Source organism: Pseudomonas hygromyciniae (assembly GCF_016925675.1).
GTDB classification, from domain to species: domain Bacteria; phylum Pseudomonadota; class Gammaproteobacteria; order Pseudomonadales; family Pseudomonadaceae; genus Aquipseudomonas; species Aquipseudomonas hygromyciniae.
In genome coordinates this window covers 5,159,010-5,175,005 of sequence record NZ_CP070506.1, presented here as the reverse complement: position 1 = coordinate 5,175,005, position 15,996 = coordinate 5,159,010, and the positions used below count along the sequence as shown (strand labels likewise).

Here is a 15,996-nt window from a genome sequence, read left to right as displayed (position 1 = left end):
GGCATGCCCATTGGTTCCTAGCACTGTGCATCGGGTGCCATGCTATAGTTCGCGCCCTCCTTTATATCCGCCGATGTGCTGCCCGCCCCCCATGACCAAACGTGAAGCTCCAATCTACAAGGTGATTTTCCTTAACCAGGGCCAGGTGTTCGAAATGTACGCCAAGCAGATCTATCAAAGTGATCTGTGGGGCTTCCTGGAAGTGGAAGAGTTCGTCTTTGGCGAGCGCACGCAACTGGTCGTCGAACCGGGCGAGGAAAAGCTCAAGGCCCAGTTCGAAGGCGTGGTGCGCAGTTTTGTGCCGATGCATTCGATCGTGCGCATCGATGAAGTCGAGCGCCTGGGCACGCCGAAAATCAGCGAAGCCCGGGGCATGAGCAATGTCATGCCGTTTCCGATGCCGATGCCTGAGAAGTAGCATTCAATTATTTTGTAGGGTGTTTCCGATTTTGCGCTCTCATGCATAGACATTCTGTTTGAAAAATAGCAGATTTTGTTTATGCAGAGAGCAGGCCCTGAATACATAAATAATAAAACGCCGCGAGACTTTCCGAACTCCAGCCGCACTTTACGCCTGCTTTTTACTTAATGGGCAATCGAAAAAAAGCGATCCTGAAATGGATCTGCATTCGTATTCTATTGCCCCGTTAAACATTACCCATTAGTTAACGTCGAGTTTTTTCTAACGCAGCCATCAACGAACTTACTTGTTTGGGAGTAGCCCTGTGCGCGATCCTCGCTATGACGTTCTGTTTGAGCCGGTACAAATTGGCCCGGTGCGCACCCGTAATCGCTTTTATCAAGTTCCCCACTGTAATGGCATGGGCCATGTGCACCCCTCAGCCATGGCACGTATGCGCGGCATAAAGGCCGAAGGCGGGTGGGGTGTGGTCTGTACGGAAGAATGTGAAATCAGCCCACTCAGTGAGTTCTCTCCCTACATTGAGGCACGCCTGTGGGACGAGCGTGACATTCCGGCGCTGGCACGCATGTGTGAGGCGGTCCACCAGCACGGCTCACTGGCCGGCGTGGAGTTGGCGTTCAATGGCTATTCCGCGCCCAACCGCTACAGCCGGGAAATTCCCTGGGCACCGTCCAATACGCCGGTGCGTGGTTATGACCCGGTGCAGGCGCGGGCCATGAGCCGGGCGGATATCCAGCAATTGCGCGTCATGCACCGGGCCGCCGCGCTGCGGGCGCGGGAGGCGGGGTTTGACGTTATCTACGTGTACGCCGGGCATGACCTGGGCATGCCGTTCCATTTCCTCACGCCGCGCAATAACCGCCGCACCGATGAGTACGGCGGGGTACTGGAAAATCGCGTGCGGCTGTTGCGCGAATTGATTGAGGACACCCGCGATGCCGTGGGTGATCGGTGCGCCGTTGCGGTACGCCTGGCGGTGGATGAACACATGGCTGGCGGCCTGAGTCGCGAGGGCGAAGGTGCTGAGATCTTTTCGATGCTGGCCGACTTGCCAGACTTGTGGGATGTCAATGTTGCCGACTGGTCCAACGACAGCGTGACGGCGCGCTTTGCCTCGGAAGCTTACCAAGAGGCTTTTCTCTTGGGGCTTAAGGCCATGACCCGTAAGCCCGTGGTGGGCGTAGGGCGGTTCACTTCGCCGGACACCATGGTCTCTCTGATCCGCCGTGGTGTGCTGGACCTGATTGGCGCCGCCCGCCCTTCGATTGCCGACCCTTTCTTGCCGAAGAAGATTGAAGAGGGGCGCGTGGAGGAGATTCGTGAATGCATCGGCTGCAATGTCTGTGTCAGTGGCGACCACACCAGCACGCCTTTGCGCTGCACGCAGAATCCGACTATGGGTGAGGAGTGGCGACGCGGTTGGCACCCCGAGTCGGTCAAGTGTGCGCAGCAACCTGGGCGGGTGTTGGTGGTCGGGGCCGGTCCCGCAGGGCTTGAGTGCGCACGAATTCTGGGGGCGCGCGGGATGGAAGTGGCGTTGGCTGACAGCCTGCGCACGTTGGGCGGGCGCGTGGCGCTGGAGGCAAAACTCCCGGGGTTGGCGAGTTGGGCGCGGGTGATCGACTATCGACTGGATGCGTTGAGCCGTCTGGCATCGGTTGAGATTTATCGGGAAAGCCCGTTGCAGGCCCAGGACGTCCTGGACTTCGCTGCCGAGCATGTGTTTATCGCCACCGGCTCGCACTGGCGGCGGGACGGCCTGGGGCGTTCCCTGCGTCAATCATTACCGGGCCTGGAGTGCCTGCCCGTGCTGACGCCAGACGACCTGATGGCCGGTGTCCTGCCTCCGTCGCCGGTGCTGCTGTTCGACGACGATCACTATTACATGGGCAGCGTGCTGGCCGAACACTTGGTGGCGCGGGGCGTGGAGGTGATATTCGTCACGCCGGCGGCGGATGTGGCGGCCTGGACTCACAACACCCTTGAACAACATCGCATCCAGCGGCGCCTGCTGGAATTGAATATTACGATCGTCCCGTCCCATACGCTGGTGCGGTGTACGCCGCAAGGCTTGGTCACCGGCTGTGTGTACACCGACCGGACACGCTTCATTCCCGCTACATCGTTGTTGTTGGTTACCTCCCGCGAGCCCGAGCAGGACTTGTATCAGGCCTTGGCCAACGCACCTGAACGGGTGCACGCAGCCGGTATCAGCACACTGAAGTTGATCGGCGACTGCGTGGCGCCAGGCACGATTGCCGCAGCCGTGTATTCGGGGCATCGAATGGCCCGAGAGTTTGATGTGCCTGCTGACTCCTTGGTTGTACACAGAGAAATCCCCTATATCGAGTTGTAGTTCGTTTCGCTGTTTGATCAATAACGAGGAATACAATAATGAAAAAAATAATCCTGATGTTATTCGCCGCACTCTTCGTGACGCTTCCAACTTTTGCCAACGACTATACGGTTATCCGTTTCGGTGCGGATCCCAACTATGCCCCATTTGCCTATAAGGACAATAAGGGAACTTTGGCCGGCTTCGAAGTTGATATCGGTAATGCCATTTGTGAGAAGTTGAACGTTCGCTGTCAGTGGGTCGAGAGCGACTTTGATGGACTGGTCCCGAGCCTGAACGCGGGAAAAATCGATGCGATCCTGGCTTCAATGACGGTCACTGACGCGCGACAGAAAGTCATTGATTTTTCCTCGGAGGTCTTTTCCAGCCCCTCCGCCATGGTGTGGCGGCCAGGCACTGAGCTCTCCCGTGGCACTGCCGTGGGTTATTTGCAGGGCAGTACCCAGGAAGCCTACGCCCGGCAAGTGCTGGCACCGCAGGGTATGAAAATTGTGGCTTATGCCGATCAGGAGCAGGTGTATGCCGACCTGGTCGCGGGGCGTTTGCAAGCCTCCCTTCAGGATGCGCAGCAGGCACAAAGCGGATTTTTGCGTTCCGCCCAAGGCGCGAATTTCGTGCTGGGGCCATTGATTGAAAGCGAATTGATGCCCTCCCGAAGCGCCATCGGCATTGCCAAGGGCAATGACAGATTGAAAACGCTGCTCGACAAAGGACTGGCCGCGCTCCATGCCGACGGCACCTATGCCCGGTTGCAGGAGCACTACTTCCCGGGTGTGGATATGTTCAGCGGTCAATGATCAGCGAGGGCGCAACCATGCTACCTACCTTCACTCAATTCGCCTCGACCCTGGAAGGATTTGCGCCGTTGTTGCTGCGCGGCGTCTGGGTCACCCTGCAACTGGCGCTGTTGTCCCTGTTGCTGGGGCTGGCATTCGGCCTCATCGGTGCCGGTGCCAAGCTCTCCAGGGTCAGAACCTTGCGAGTCTGCGCGCAGCTCTACACCACGCTGATCCGCGGCGTGCCGGACCTGCTGTTGATGTTGTTCATTTTCTATGGGGTGCAAACGGGCTTGAGTCGTCTGACGCAAGCGCTGGGCTGGGCCTACATCGAAATCGATCCCTTCGCCGCTGGCGTACTCACTCTGGGGTTTATCTACGGCGCCTATTTCACCGAAACCTTTCGTGGCTCCTTGCTGGCAGTACCCCGCGGCCAGTTCCAGGCTGCCAAAGCCCTGGGCATGACCTTCAGCCAGGGCTTTGTGCATGTGATATTCCCGCAAATGATGCGGTTCGCGCTGCCGGGACTGGGCAATAACTGGATGGTCTTGCTCAAGGCTACGGCGCTGGTTTCGATCATTGGCTTGGCGGACTTGGTAAAAGTGGCCCAGTTGGCAGGAAAAAGCAGCCAGCAACTGCTGGCCTTTCTGATACTGGCAGGGCTGATCTACCTGTTGCTCAGCAGCATTTCAAACGCCATCTTGCGCTGGTTGGCGCGCCGCTACGGGGCCGGTGTGCAGGAGGCTTCAAGGTGATTGAGCTGATCCTGGAATACTGGCGGCCGTTTATCTATTCAGACGGTCAACAAGTTACCGGCCTAGCCATGACCCTATGGCTGACCAGTGCTTCGCTGTGTTTAGGCCTGCTGTTGGCACTGCCGCTGTCCATTGCCAGGGTATCTAGCCGCCGCTGGCTGCGTTGGCCGGTGCAAGGTTTTACCTATGTGTTTCGCGGCACGCCGCTGTATATCCAGTTACTGATTTTCTACACCGGTATCTACAGCATCGCCGCCGTGCGGGAACAGCCGTTGCTGGACGGATTTTTCCGCGAGGCGCTGAACTGCACGCTGTTGGCGTTCGCCCTGAATACCGGGGCGTACACCACGGAAATACTGGCGGGTGCCATTCGTGCGATGCCTCGCGGTGAAATCGAAGCCGCACGGTCCCTGGGGTTTGACGGTTGGAAGCTGTATGTCCACCTGATCATGCCTTCGGCCTTGCGCCGCTCATTGCCCTACTACAGCAATGAAGTGATTTTCATGCTGCATTCCACCACGTTGGCGTTCACGGCCACGGTGCCGGACATCCTGAAGGTTGCCCGGGATGCCAACGCTGCCACTTTCCTGACCTTCCAATCCTTTGGCTTCGCTGCGGTTCTCTACCTCGGCGTGACCTTTGTCTTGGTTGGGTTGTTTCGCCTGGCTGAACGACGTTGGCTGCGCTTTCTTGATGCGGGCCGATAGGAGACCGATATGCAGACTCAAAGGCACCCATTGCTGGTGGGCGTACCGGGTACGACGCGCCAGATCCACAGCTTTCATTACGGCCCGGCCAAGGCGGCTGGCAAGGTGTATATCCAGGCGTCCCTGCACGCCGATGAACTGCCGGGGATGCTGGTTTTATGGCACCTGAAGCGGCAACTGGCGTGCCTGGAAGCGGCAGGGTTACTGCGCTGGTCGGTTGTGTTGGTACCGGTGGCCAACCCGCTGGGGTTGGAGCAAGTGTTGATGGATGTGCCGCAGGGGCGCTTCGATAACGACAGTCGGGAGAACTTCAATCGTTTCTTCCTGGATGTCAGCCAGCAGGTCGGCGATCGCGTGCAAGGCTTGCTGGGCGATGACCCTGCCTGCAATCTGCGATTGATCCGTTCGACTTTGTTGCAAACGCTTGCCAGCCAAGTACCGGCCACGCAGGTGCAATCCATGCGCTTGACCCTGCAAACCCTGGCCTGTGACGCCGATATAGTGCTGGACTTGCATTGTGATTTCGAGGCTGTGCAGCACCTGTATCTGTCGCCGGATTCCTGGCCGCATGTGGAGCCCTTGGCCCGTTACCTGGGCGCCAGGGCCTGTTTTTTGGCCAAGGAGGCAGGTGGGCAATCGTTCGATGAGTGCTTTACGTTGTTCTGGGAGCAGATGCAGGCGCGGTTTGCCGGGCGTTTTTCGGTCCCTGGGTTCGCTGTGACCGTGGAATTGCGGGGTGTTGCCGATGTTGATCACGGGCTTGCGCGGCAGGATTGCCAGGGGTTGATCAACTACCTGATTCTGCGCGGCGCGATTGATGGCCAGGCACCGCCGCTCCCGCCATTGCTCAACCCGCCAACACCGTTGGCGGGGGTAGAGCCGGTGCAGAGCCCGGTGGGAGGCTTGATGGTGTTTTGCGCGCAGGTGGGAGATTACCTGGAAGCGGGGCAGATCCTGGCGGATATTATCGATCCGATCACAGACTGCGTGACACCCGTCGCTTGTGCGCGGGCAGGGCTCTTGTATGTTCGGTCTGTGCGACGAATGGCGACGGCGGGTATGACGATTGCCCATGTCGCTGGCGCGAAGGCCTATCGACAGGGGTATCTGTTATCGCCCTGAAGTCAGGGCAGGGGGGAGAACGGCGAACGCCCATCCGCACTCTGCAATTCCTGCAGATAGTTGCGGAAAATCTGGCCCAGCACCTGGGTCGCTACTTCCAGTTCATCGCGCTGCATGTGTTCGGCGACTTCGTCGGCAGTGTCCAGCGCGTCTTCGGCGCCGTTGACCGCGGCCATTTTCAGCACGATGTACGCCTGCACGTTATTGGCCGGCACGCCTTCGCCATGGAAGAACATGCTGCCCAGCTTGAACTGTGCCTGGGCATGGCCCTGCAACGAGGCTTTCTCGAAGAAGCTCAGGGCCTTGTTCAGGTCGCGGGCAGGGTTTTTGTCGTCGTAGAAGAATTCGCCCAACTCGTATTGCGCCTGCGCATCCCCGCCATCGGCCAGCGTTTGGCAGGCGCTCAGCGCCTCGGCCTGGCTGTCGGGCTGAGTATTGAGGGTGCAACGACCCATCGCTGGGATCAACAACGAGTTGCCGCCCGCTTGTGCAAGTGCAAGCAGCGGTTGAAGGAGCAACAGGCAGCCCAGAACCAGGGTGCGGCCGGTGCGTTTCATGGGAATCGACTTACCTCTGACGGGGCGCGTGGAGCCACGTGGGGATCCAATAAGCGCGCATTATGAAATAAGCAGGCCCCTGCTTACAAAGTCTTTACTCGTTTTTCTGCTGCATGGGCAAGTTATCTGCCGGATTGCAGGTGATTTCTCGAAAAAAGAAGGAAATTTCTGTAAGCAAGGTAGCAAATCTGACGCCGCCAGGGGCGACGTCAGGTTGTGGCTGGTTTACTTCAGTGCGGCGAAGGCACGTTCGGCGGCGTCCAGAGTCAGCTTCAGCTCGGCGTCGCCATGGGCGATGGAGGTGAAACCGGCCTCAAAGGCACTCGGTGCCAGGTACACACCGCCTTCGAGCATCAGGTGGAAGAAGCGCTTGAACAGGTTGGCATCGCTGCCCATCACATCGTCAAAGGTCACGATGTCGTCGGCACCGCTGAAATACAGGCCGAACATGCCACCGGCCTGGGTGGTGACGAACGGGATGCCCGCCGCATCGGCGCGTTGTTGCAGGCCGTCCAGCAGGCGCGTGGTGTAGTCGGTCAGCTCGGCGTGGAAGCCCGGGCGGCTGATCAGGCGCAGGGTAGTCAGGCCGGCGGCCATGGCCAGCGGGTTACCGGACAGGGTGCCGGCCTGGTAGACCGGGCCCAGCGGCGCGATGTGCTGCATGATTTCGCGCTTGCCGCCGAAGCAGCCGACTGGCATGCCGCCGCCAATGATCTTGCCGAAAGTGCTCAGGTCCGGGGTGACGCCGTAGTAGGCCTGGGCACCGCCGAGGGCAACACGGAAACCGGTCATCACTTCGTCGAAAATCAACACCACGCCATGCTTGTCGCACTGCTCGCGCAGGCCTTCGAGGAAACCCGGCGCCGGTGGCACGCAGTTCATGTTGCCGGCGACCGGCTCGACGATGATGCACGCTACGTCCTGGCCGACTTCGCTGAGCATTTTTTCGACGGCGGCGATGTCATTGAACGGCAAGGTCAGGGTGTGCTTGGCAAACGCCGCCGGCACGCCCGCCGAACTCGGTACGCCCTGGGTCAGCAGGCCCGAGCCGGCCTTGACCAGCAGGCTGTCGGAATGGCCGTGGTAGCAGCCTTCGAACTTGATGATGCTGTCGCGGCCGGTGAAGCCACGGGCCAGGCGGATTGCGCTCATGGTCGCCTCGGTGCCGGAGCTGACCATGCGCACCATCTCCATCGACGGCACGATCGAGCACACCAGGTCAGCCATCTCGGTTTCCATGGCGGTTGGCGCGCCATAGGACAGGCCGTGCTCCAGTTGCTTGCGTACCGCGTCCAGCACCTCGGGGTGGCTGTGGCCGAGAATCATCGGGCCCCAGGAACCCACATAGTCCACATAGCGCTTGTCATCTTCGTCGGTGACGTAGGCGCCTTCGGCGTGCTTGAAGAACAACGGGGTGCCGCCAACGCTCTTGAACGCGCGCACGGGGGAGTTCACACCGCCGGGGATATGTTTCTGGGCATTGGCAAACAGGGTTTCGGAACGAGACATGGGCAGGCTCTCTGAATTCAGGATTTGAGGAGTTCGTTGAAGGCGCGGGCGCGGCGCGTCACTTCCTGGGGGCTGTCGGCACCGAACAGGCCGTGGACAACTGCCAGCAGATCGGCACCGTGTTCCACCAGGGGCGCGGCGTTTTCCAGGGTGATACCACCAATCACGCAGATCGGTACCTGCAAGCGGGCGCGGGCCTGGGCCAGCATTTCAACGGTGGCCGCGGACGCACCGGGTTTGGTCGTGGAGTTGAAGAAACGGCCAAAGGCAACATAGCTGGCGCCTTCGCGCGCGGCCTGTTCAGCCAGTTCGATCTGGCTATGACAGGTGGAACCGATGATTGCATTGCGCCCCAGCAACGCCCGGGCCGGGGTCAGTGGGCCGTCGGTCTGGCCCAGGTGGACGCCGACGCCAAGACGCGCGGCCAGTTCGGCGTCATCATTGATGATCAACTGGGTCTTGTAGCGCGAGCACAGGTCACGCAGCGCTTCGGCTTCGCGCAGGCGACGGGCCTCGTCGCTGCTTTTATCGCGGTATTGCAGCAAGGTCACGCCGCCTTCCAGCGCGGCCTCGACGTAGGACAGGAACTTACCGGCCAATAGTTGGCTGTCGGTAATGGCATACAGGCCACGTAGTTTCATCGAGCAGGCCCCTTGGTGTTACGAACAGAAATCCAGTGGCAGGCGCCGCGGCACAAACTGCCCCTGGCCCAGTTGTTCGGCGTCCCGCAGGGTGCGCCAGGTGTAATTGAGTGCCGACTCCACGGCGCTGGCCAAGCCTTCGCCCTGGGCCAGGCGACCGGCGAGGGCGCTGGCCAGGGTGCAGCCGGAGCCGTGATAGCTGCCTGGCAGGCGCTGGCAGGTGAAGGTGCGGCGCGTGCCGTCGCGGCTGTACAGGCGATTGTGCACCTCATGCTCGTCGCCGTGGCCGCCGGTGATCAACAGGTGCTTGATAAACGGCAGTAGTTTCTCGGCGCATTCGTCTGCCGTGCCATCGGGCAGTTCGGCGAGGATGCGTGCCTCAGGCAAGTTGGGCGTGGCAATCAGCGACAACGGCAACAGCCGCTCGCGCATCGCATAGCCGACTTCATCCTTGCCCAGGCTGCCACCGCCACCGGCACGCAGCACCGGGTCGCAGACCACCGGCAGGTGGGGGTGCTGCTGCAGCAGTTCGACCACGGTATCCACCATCACGGTGGAACCGAGCATGCCCAACTTGACCGCCGCGACTTCGGAGTCGCCAAGCACGGCGTTGGCCTGGGCCAACACCCACTCGCGATCGAGCACGCGGAAATCGCTGACATTCACGGTGTTCTGCACGGTCAGCGCGGTCACGGCCGGGGCCGCGTGACAGCCTTGGGCGAGCAGGGCTTCGATATCTGCCTGCAAGCCGGCGCCACCACTGGGATCATGGCCGGAGAGACAGAGGACAACGGGGCGAGAGCTGTAGATATTCATGGTGCGCGAGCTTACCACCAAACGCTTTTTGCGTGGCTGTCGGGCAACGCATGTATTTCCGGCGGAAACACTTGGGGAGATGGCTACGGGCTATCATGCAATTCCAGCACGTTGTGCCCTGAAAGGCCCGTTTTAGAGCCTTTCAAAAAATTATTTCAATGGTGTCTTTTGGCCTTTAGCGGCTATGCTAGAGTGGATCCAAACAACTTAATGTATCGCCGGTGTACGTCTTCTCAAAAGGAATGGGGGGCTTTTGACATAACCGGACAGGCCACGCTGGGGCTCTATGCGCTATTTGCTGATGTTTCTCTTGTGTGGGCTGCCGATGTTGGCCGGCGCCGTTGAGTTCAATGAAACTACCCGAAGCCTTCCCTTGGGCCGGGTCATGCAAGTACTCGAAGACCCAAGTGGTAGCGTCACCATCGCCGATGCCCGTTCTGCGGCACTGGCCAGTCGTTACACCCGCCATGATAAAGACACCCTCAATGCCGGCTATTCACGCTCGGCGTTCTGGCTCAAGGTCGACCTGCATTACCTGCCCAAGGATCCCCAGGCCCAGCGCACCTGGCTGCTGGAGCTGGCCTATCCGCCCCTTGATCATCTGGAGTTGTACGTTCCCGATGGTGCCGGTGGCTACCGCCTGGCCGGGCGCACCGGGGACGCATTGCCCTTTGCCAGCCGTGAGATTCACCAGAACAATTACTTGTTCAATGTCGACTTCAAGGCCGGTGAACAGAAAACGCTCTATCTGCGCCTGCAAAGCGAAGGTTCGATCCAGGCGCCGTTGACCCTGTGGTCGAGCACTGCGTACCTGGAAGACCAGCCACTGCGCCTGTACGTGCTGGGCCTGATCTATGGCGTGCTGCTGGGCATGCTGGTGTACAACCTGTTCATCTACCTCAGCGTGCGCGACACCAGCTACCTCTATTACATCTTCTATATCGCCTCGTTCGGCATGTACCAGCTCTCGGTGAATGGCGCGGCGGTGGAGTACTTCTGGCCTGACAACCCTTGGTGGGCGAATGCGGCGACGCCGTTCCTGATCGGCGCGTCAGCGTTGTTCGGCAGCCTGTTTGCCCGCAGCTTCCTGCACACCGCCCTCTATAGTCGCTGGCTGGACCGGCTGCTGCTGATGCTGGTGGGCACAGGGGCGGTGGTGATGTTGTTGTCGCTGATGACCAGCTACGCGCTTGCCCTGCGCCTGGCGACCGCGCTGGCCCTGGTTTTTACCGTGACCATCTTTGTCGCCGGGATCAAGGCCTGGTGCTGCGGCCAGCGCGTGGCACGGTATTTCATCATCGCCTGGTCGGCGTTCCTGATCGGCGGGGTGGTCAACACGATGATGGTGCTGGGCTACTTGCCCAACGTGTTTCTCACCATGTATTCGAGCCAGATCGGCTCGGCCATCGAAGTCGCCCTGTTGTCCCTGGCCCTGGCCGACCGAATCAACGCGATGCGCGAACAGCAGGCGCAAATCCTGTTTGATGCCAGCCAGAAACTGGAAGTGCTCAACCAGCAACTGGCCCACAGCAACCAGTTGAAAGACGAATTCCTCGCGACCCTGACCCATGAACTGCGCACGCCGATGAATGGGGTGATCGGTTCATTGGAGTTGATGCAGACCGTGCCCCTGGCCGGGGACCTGGCGCAATACCAGCACACCGCCGCCGGCTCGGCGCGGGACATGATGCGCATGGTCAATGGCATCCTCACCCTCACCGAATTGCAAGCCGGCCGCCTTAGCGCGCAGGCGCAAGTGTTCAGCCTGCGTGGGGTGCTGGATACCTTGCGCCAGCAATTCCAGGGTAATGCCCAAGGCAAGGGCCTGGAGTTCTCCATCGATGTGGCTGGCCAGTTGCCCGATCGCCTGGAGGGCGACGCTGGCAAGCTGATGCAGTGCCTGGAATGCCTGCTGGATAACGCGTTCAAGTTCACCCATGAAGGCGCCGTGCGCCTGCGGGTGGTGGGCGTGCCGCGGCCTGATGGTCATCTGGATCTGACCTTTATCGTCACCGACTCCGGAATCGGTTTTGCGCATCTGGATGAAGCGACCCTGTATCAGCGCTTCTTCCAGGTGGATGGCTCGACCACCCGTGAATATGGCGGCCTGGGCATTGGCCTGGCGATCTGTCGGCAGTTGATCGAGTTGCTCGGCGGGCGCCTGACCCATCATTCCGAGCCGCGCAAAGGCAGCCGTTTTCAGCTGGAGGTGGCCGTCATTGCGGTGCCGCCGGAGCCGGCCCGGGCCGTGGAGCTGCACCGCGCGCCACAGGATTGCACGGTACTGTTGGTGGACGAGAACAACGTCACGCAATTGGTCTTGCGCGGCATGTTGCTCAAGCTGGGTTACCGGGTGAAAGTGGCGGACAGTGGCCCCGTGGCCCTGTCCATGCTGCAGGCTGGGGCGTTTGATGCGGTGCTGCTGGATGTGCCCGAGGATGGCTTCTCCCTGTGCTGCCAGATCCGCGCCTTGCCCGGCTGTGCTGAGCTGCCGGTGATCGCCTTGAGTGACTCCCTGCAAGGCGGCGCACGCCAGCATTGTCATGGCATTGGCCTTTCCGAGCAGTTGCTCAAGCCAGTACGGTTTGAGCTGTTGCAGGCCGTATTGCAGCGGCGCCTGCTGTGCCCGCTAGAGGGCGAAAGCGCCGGCAGTTAGGCGTATATGCCACTTTTTTAAGCGCAGTGACGATGCTTAACTGAATTTAAGGCCTCCATCAGCGTGGCCTTTTCTCAGGAGGCCCGTCATGAATCTGCACCAGTTCGCCGAAACCCACGACGTCACCAACCAGCCGCCGTCCCTGGACGGCGCCAATCTGTATCGGCTCGACCTGCCCCTGCAGGAATGGTCGCGGCGCTTTGGCGCGGGCTGGGCCGAGGCGCGTATCGATGCCTATGGCGCCTTGGCGGGCGGGCCGCTGATGGAGGCCGGGTTCCTGGCGAATCAGAACAAGCCGGTGTTCAGCAGCCATGATCGCTATGGTCACCGCATTGACCTGGTGGAGTTCCACCCGGCGTATCACCAACTGATGCGCACCGCCGTCGAACATGGCCTGCCGTCGCTGCCCTGGGCCCATCCCCAGGCGGGTGCCCATGTCGCCCGTGCGGCCTTGACCTACCTGCACAGCCAGGCCGAAGCCGGCACGGGTTGCCCGCTGACCATGACCTTCGCCTGCGTGCCGGCACTGCGCCTGCAACCGGACCTGGCCGACACCTGGCTGGGGAAAATCCTCAACACCGAATATGATCCGCGCAACGTCGGCATCGCCCATAAGGCCGGCGCAACCATCGGCATGGCCATGACCGAGAAACAGGGCGGCACCGACGTGCGTGCCAATACCACCCGCGCTTACCCCGTGGGTACTGGCGGCCCTGGCCAGCCCTATGAGTTGGTGGGGCATAAGTGGTTCTGCTCGGCGCCGATGTGCGATGCCTTTCTGACCCTGGCGCAGACCGACAAGGGCCTGACCTGTTTCCTACTGCCCCGCCAGCGCCCGGATGACACGCGTAACCAGTTCTATATCCAGCGCCTGAAAAACAAACTCGGCAATTGCTCCAATGCGTCCAGTGAAGTCGAGTTCCGTGGCGCCCTGGCCTGGATGGTCGGCGAAGAAGGCCGTGGCGTACCGACCATCATCGAAATGGTCGCCATGACCCGTTTCGATTGCATGGTCGGCTCCAGCGCCTTGATGCGCCAGGCGCTGACCCAGGCCAGCCATCATTGTGCCCATCGTTTGGTGGGTGGTCGCGTGCTCAGTGAGCAGCCCTTGATGCAAAACGTGTTGGCCGATCTGGCCCTGGAAAGCGAGGCGGCCCTGGCCTTGAGCTTGCGCATGGGCCAGGCGCTGGATCATCTGGACGATGAGCAGCAAGCCAAGTTCGCGCGGCTGGTGACGGCGGTGGGCAAGTATTGGATCTGCAAGCGCGCGCCGGCGATGATCAACGAAGCCGCCGAGTGCATGGGCGGCGCCGGGTATGTCGAGGACAGCATCCTGCCGCGCCTGTACCGTGAGGCGCCGGTCAATTCGACGTGGGAAGGTTCTGGCAACGTGCAATGCCTGGACGTGCTGCGGGCCTTGTCGAAAGAGCCCGGGGTGCTGGAGACATTGTTTGTCGAATTGGGCGATGGGCATGGCGATAAGCGCCTGGCGCGGCATATCGAGCAATTGAAGTTGGCGTTTATGGATACCCAGGACATCCAGTACCGGGCGCGGCAACTGACCGAAGCTATCGCTGTGGCGTTGCAGGCAAAGTTGTTGCTGGAGGCGGGCAATGCCAGTGTCAGCGATGGGTTTATCGCCAGTCGCCTGGGTGAGTCGTCGGGGCGGGTGTACGGCACCTTGCCACGAGGTGTGGATGTGCAGGCCATCGTCGCTCGCTCAACCCCATCGCTCTGAATAACCACGGTAAACAATGTAGGGGCTGATTTGCCTGCGATGGCCATAGGTATCTACACAACTGTCAGACACTGATGAGCTCCCCTGTGGCGAGCGGGCTTGCCCCGCGCTGGGCTGCGAAGCAGCCCCAAAAAGCCCGCCGCGTTTCTTCAGATAAACCGCGATGGCAGGGTTTAGGGCTGCTTCGCAGCCCAGCGTGGGGCAAGCCCGCTCGCCACGGGGGCGTCAGTTTCTGAAGTTGTGTAGATACCTATGGCCATCGCAGGCAAGCCAGCTCCCACATTTGAACGCATTTCAACTCAGAGGTGGGTAGGTCAGCCTATGGATAATCAGGCCTGCCAATTCAGAGTTTGCGTCTGGCGGCGATGCAGGCAAGATGAAGGCCTGCACGTCAGAACACAGGATGCTTACCGTGACCGAAGCTTTTGTTGTCGTTCAAACCGCTGAAGAGGCCGTTGACCGGCTGGCCGCTCTGCATGAGCGTGCTACCGGTGCGCTCAACCAGGCTCTCAAGCAATACCTCAAGGATCGCGTCGAGCCCGACGCTGCACAACGTGCGCTCTTTCGCTACCCCGAACTGCGCCTGACCTACCACTGCCATGGCGAAGTCCCACAGACCACTCGCGCTTACGCCAAGGTGCAGTTGCCGGGCACCTACAGCGTCACCGTCACCCATCCGGCGGCGTTCCGCAAATACCTGCTGGAGCAGTTGGTGCCGTTGATGCACGACTTTACCGTGACGGTGGAAGTGGGCGTCAGCCAGCAGAATATCCCGTACCCCTATGTGGTGGAGCAGGGCGACGAGTTGGCCGGTTCCGGCGTGACCGCCGCGACCCTGGCGCGGGTGTTCCCGAGCACCGACCTGTCCGCCGCCACCGATGGTATCGCTGATGGTCTGTATGACTGGGAAAATACCGATCCGCTGCCCCTGGCGCTCTTCGATGCGGCCCGCGTGGATTTCTCCCTGCGCCGTCTGGTGCACTACACCGGCAGCGATTGGCGGCATGTGCAGCCGTGGATTCTGCTGACCAACTACCACCGTTACGTCGACCAGTTCATCGTCCATGGCCTGGAACAATTGCGCAGCGACCCACGCTTTATCCGCATGGTGTTGCCGGGCAACGTGATCATCGAAAAAGGCATGGACCATGGCGAAGCGTCTGCCATTGCTGCAGGCGTGGTCTGGCACCGTTATCAGATGCCGGCCTACCACTTGCAGGCCAGCGACGGCCATGGCGTGACCCTGGTCAACATCGGTGTCGGCCCGTCCAATGCCAAGAACATCACCGACCACCTGGCGGTGTTGCGTCCCCATTGCTGGCTGATGATCGGTCACTGCGGTGGCTTGCGCCAATCCCAGACCATCGGTGACTACGTGCTGGCCCACGCTTACATGCGCCGTGATGGCATTCTCGACCGCGTGGTGCCGCCGAACATCCCGATCCCGGCGCTGGCCGAAGTGCAGATGGCGTTGCAACAAGCGGCGGCCAACGTCACCGGCGAGAAGGGCGAAGAGCTGAAAAAACGCCTGCGTACCGGCACCGTGTTGACCTACGACGACCGAAACTGGGAGCTGCGCTGGGCTCAGGAACGGCCGTTGATCAACCTGTCGCGTGCGGTGGCGGTGGATATGGAAAGCGGCACCATCGCCGCGCAAGGCTACCGTTTGCGGGTGCCTTACGGCACATTGCTGTGTGTGTCGGACAAGCCGCTGCACAGTGAAATCAAGTTGCCAGGTTCGGCCAACGCGTTCTATGAGCGGGCTGTGAGCCAGCACTTGAAGATCGGCATCGAGGCGGTGGACTTGTTGCGCACCGAGCTCAACTCGTTGCATTCGCGCAAACTGCGCAGCTTCGACGAGCCGCCGTTCCGCTAAATAGCAGGGTGGTTATTTAACGGTCAGGCCACTAGCATGGTCGGTCCTGACCGTTAGATATTC

13 protein-coding genes are annotated in these 15,996 nt (G+C 60.7%); 9 read left to right on the top strand and 4 right to left on the bottom strand.

Translation table 11 applies throughout. The annotated features are described in order from the left end of the window. The first annotated feature begins 91 nt into the window (after positions 1-91). The 6 genes from JTY93_RS23170 (at position 92) to JTY93_RS23145 (ending at position 6,140) form a co-directional block, all read left to right on the top strand. Positions 92-418 (top strand): DUF1820 family protein, encoded by a 327-nt coding sequence (locus JTY93_RS23170; protein WP_205478468.1) that lies wholly within the window; start codon positions 92-94, stop codon positions 416-418. Positions 419-725: 307 nt separating this feature from the next. Continuing rightward, the gene (locus JTY93_RS23165; protein WP_205478469.1) at positions 726-2,780 is read left to right on the top strand and encodes an oxidoreductase; all 2,055 of its coding nucleotides are present in this window, start codon (positions 726-728) and stop codon (positions 2,778-2,780) included. A gap of 38 nt (positions 2,781-2,818) precedes the next feature. Further along, positions 2,819-3,577: a transporter substrate-binding domain-containing protein gene (locus tag JTY93_RS23160; RefSeq protein ID WP_205478471.1), complete on the top strand. Its 759-nt coding sequence runs from the start codon at positions 2,819-2,821 to the stop codon at positions 3,575-3,577. 17 nt (positions 3,578-3,594) lie between these two features. Next, positions 3,595-4,311: an ABC transporter permease gene (locus JTY93_RS23155; protein ID WP_205478473.1), complete on the top strand. Its 717-nt coding sequence runs from the start codon at positions 3,595-3,597 to the stop codon at positions 4,309-4,311. Beyond that, positions 4,308-5,018: an ABC transporter permease gene (locus JTY93_RS23150; protein ID WP_205478475.1), complete on the top strand. Its 711-nt coding sequence runs from the start codon at positions 4,308-4,310 to the stop codon at positions 5,016-5,018. Before JTY93_RS23155 ends, JTY93_RS23150 begins: the two co-directional genes overlap by 4 nt. A 9-nt stretch (positions 5,019-5,027) precedes the next feature. Next, positions 5,028-6,140 carry a succinylglutamate desuccinylase/aspartoacylase family protein gene (locus JTY93_RS23145; protein WP_205478477.1) on the top strand — a complete coding sequence of 371 codons (1,113 nt, stop codon included), beginning with the start codon at positions 5,028-5,030 and terminating at the stop codon, positions 6,138-6,140. A 2-nt stretch (positions 6,141-6,142) separates the two neighbouring features. Here JTY93_RS23145 and JTY93_RS23140 read toward each other — a convergent pair whose 3' ends face one another. From JTY93_RS23140 to JTY93_RS23125, 4 genes are all read right to left on the bottom strand, one after another. Further along, positions 6,143-6,697, bottom strand: a complete 555-nt coding sequence (locus JTY93_RS23140) for a tetratricopeptide repeat protein (RefSeq protein ID WP_169997653.1) — start codon at positions 6,695-6,697, stop codon at positions 6,143-6,145. Between the two features lie 225 nt (positions 6,698-6,922). After that, the gene (gene hemL, locus JTY93_RS23135) at positions 6,923-8,206 is read right to left on the bottom strand and encodes a glutamate-1-semialdehyde 2,1-aminomutase (RefSeq protein ID WP_205478479.1); all 1,284 of its coding nucleotides are present in this window, start codon (positions 8,204-8,206) and stop codon (positions 6,923-6,925) included. Between the two features lie 17 nt (positions 8,207-8,223). Further along, positions 8,224-8,847, bottom strand: coding sequence for a thiamine phosphate synthase (thiE, locus tag JTY93_RS23130; RefSeq protein ID WP_205478482.1), 624 nt, complete (start codon positions 8,845-8,847; stop codon positions 8,224-8,226). An 18-nt stretch (positions 8,848-8,865) separates the two neighbouring features. Next, complete coding sequence (locus JTY93_RS23125; RefSeq protein ID WP_038443553.1) at positions 8,866-9,663, bottom strand: hydroxymethylpyrimidine/phosphomethylpyrimidine kinase; 798 nt, start codon at positions 9,661-9,663, stop codon at positions 8,866-8,868. Positions 9,664-9,949: 286 nt separating this feature from the next. On the opposite strand from JTY93_RS23125, the gene JTY93_RS23120 reads away from it, so the two are divergent. The 3 genes from JTY93_RS23120 to amn all read left to right on the top strand — a co-directional run bounded on the left by JTY93_RS23120 (position 9,950) and on the right by amn (position 15,933). Further along, positions 9,950-12,319, top strand: coding sequence for a hybrid sensor histidine kinase/response regulator (locus JTY93_RS23120; RefSeq protein ID WP_205478484.1), 2,370 nt, complete (start codon positions 9,950-9,952; stop codon positions 12,317-12,319). 88 nt (positions 12,320-12,407) lie between these two features. After that, positions 12,408-14,057 carry an acyl-CoA dehydrogenase family protein gene (locus JTY93_RS23115; protein WP_205478487.1) on the top strand — a complete coding sequence of 550 codons (1,650 nt, stop codon included), beginning with the start codon at positions 12,408-12,410 and terminating at the stop codon, positions 14,055-14,057. Positions 14,058-14,433: 376 nt separating this feature from the next. Further along, entirely contained in the window at positions 14,434-15,933 is a 1,500-nt protein-coding gene (gene amn / locus JTY93_RS23110; protein WP_169851182.1) for an AMP nucleosidase, read from the top strand. Positions 15,934-15,996 lie beyond the last annotated feature (63 nt).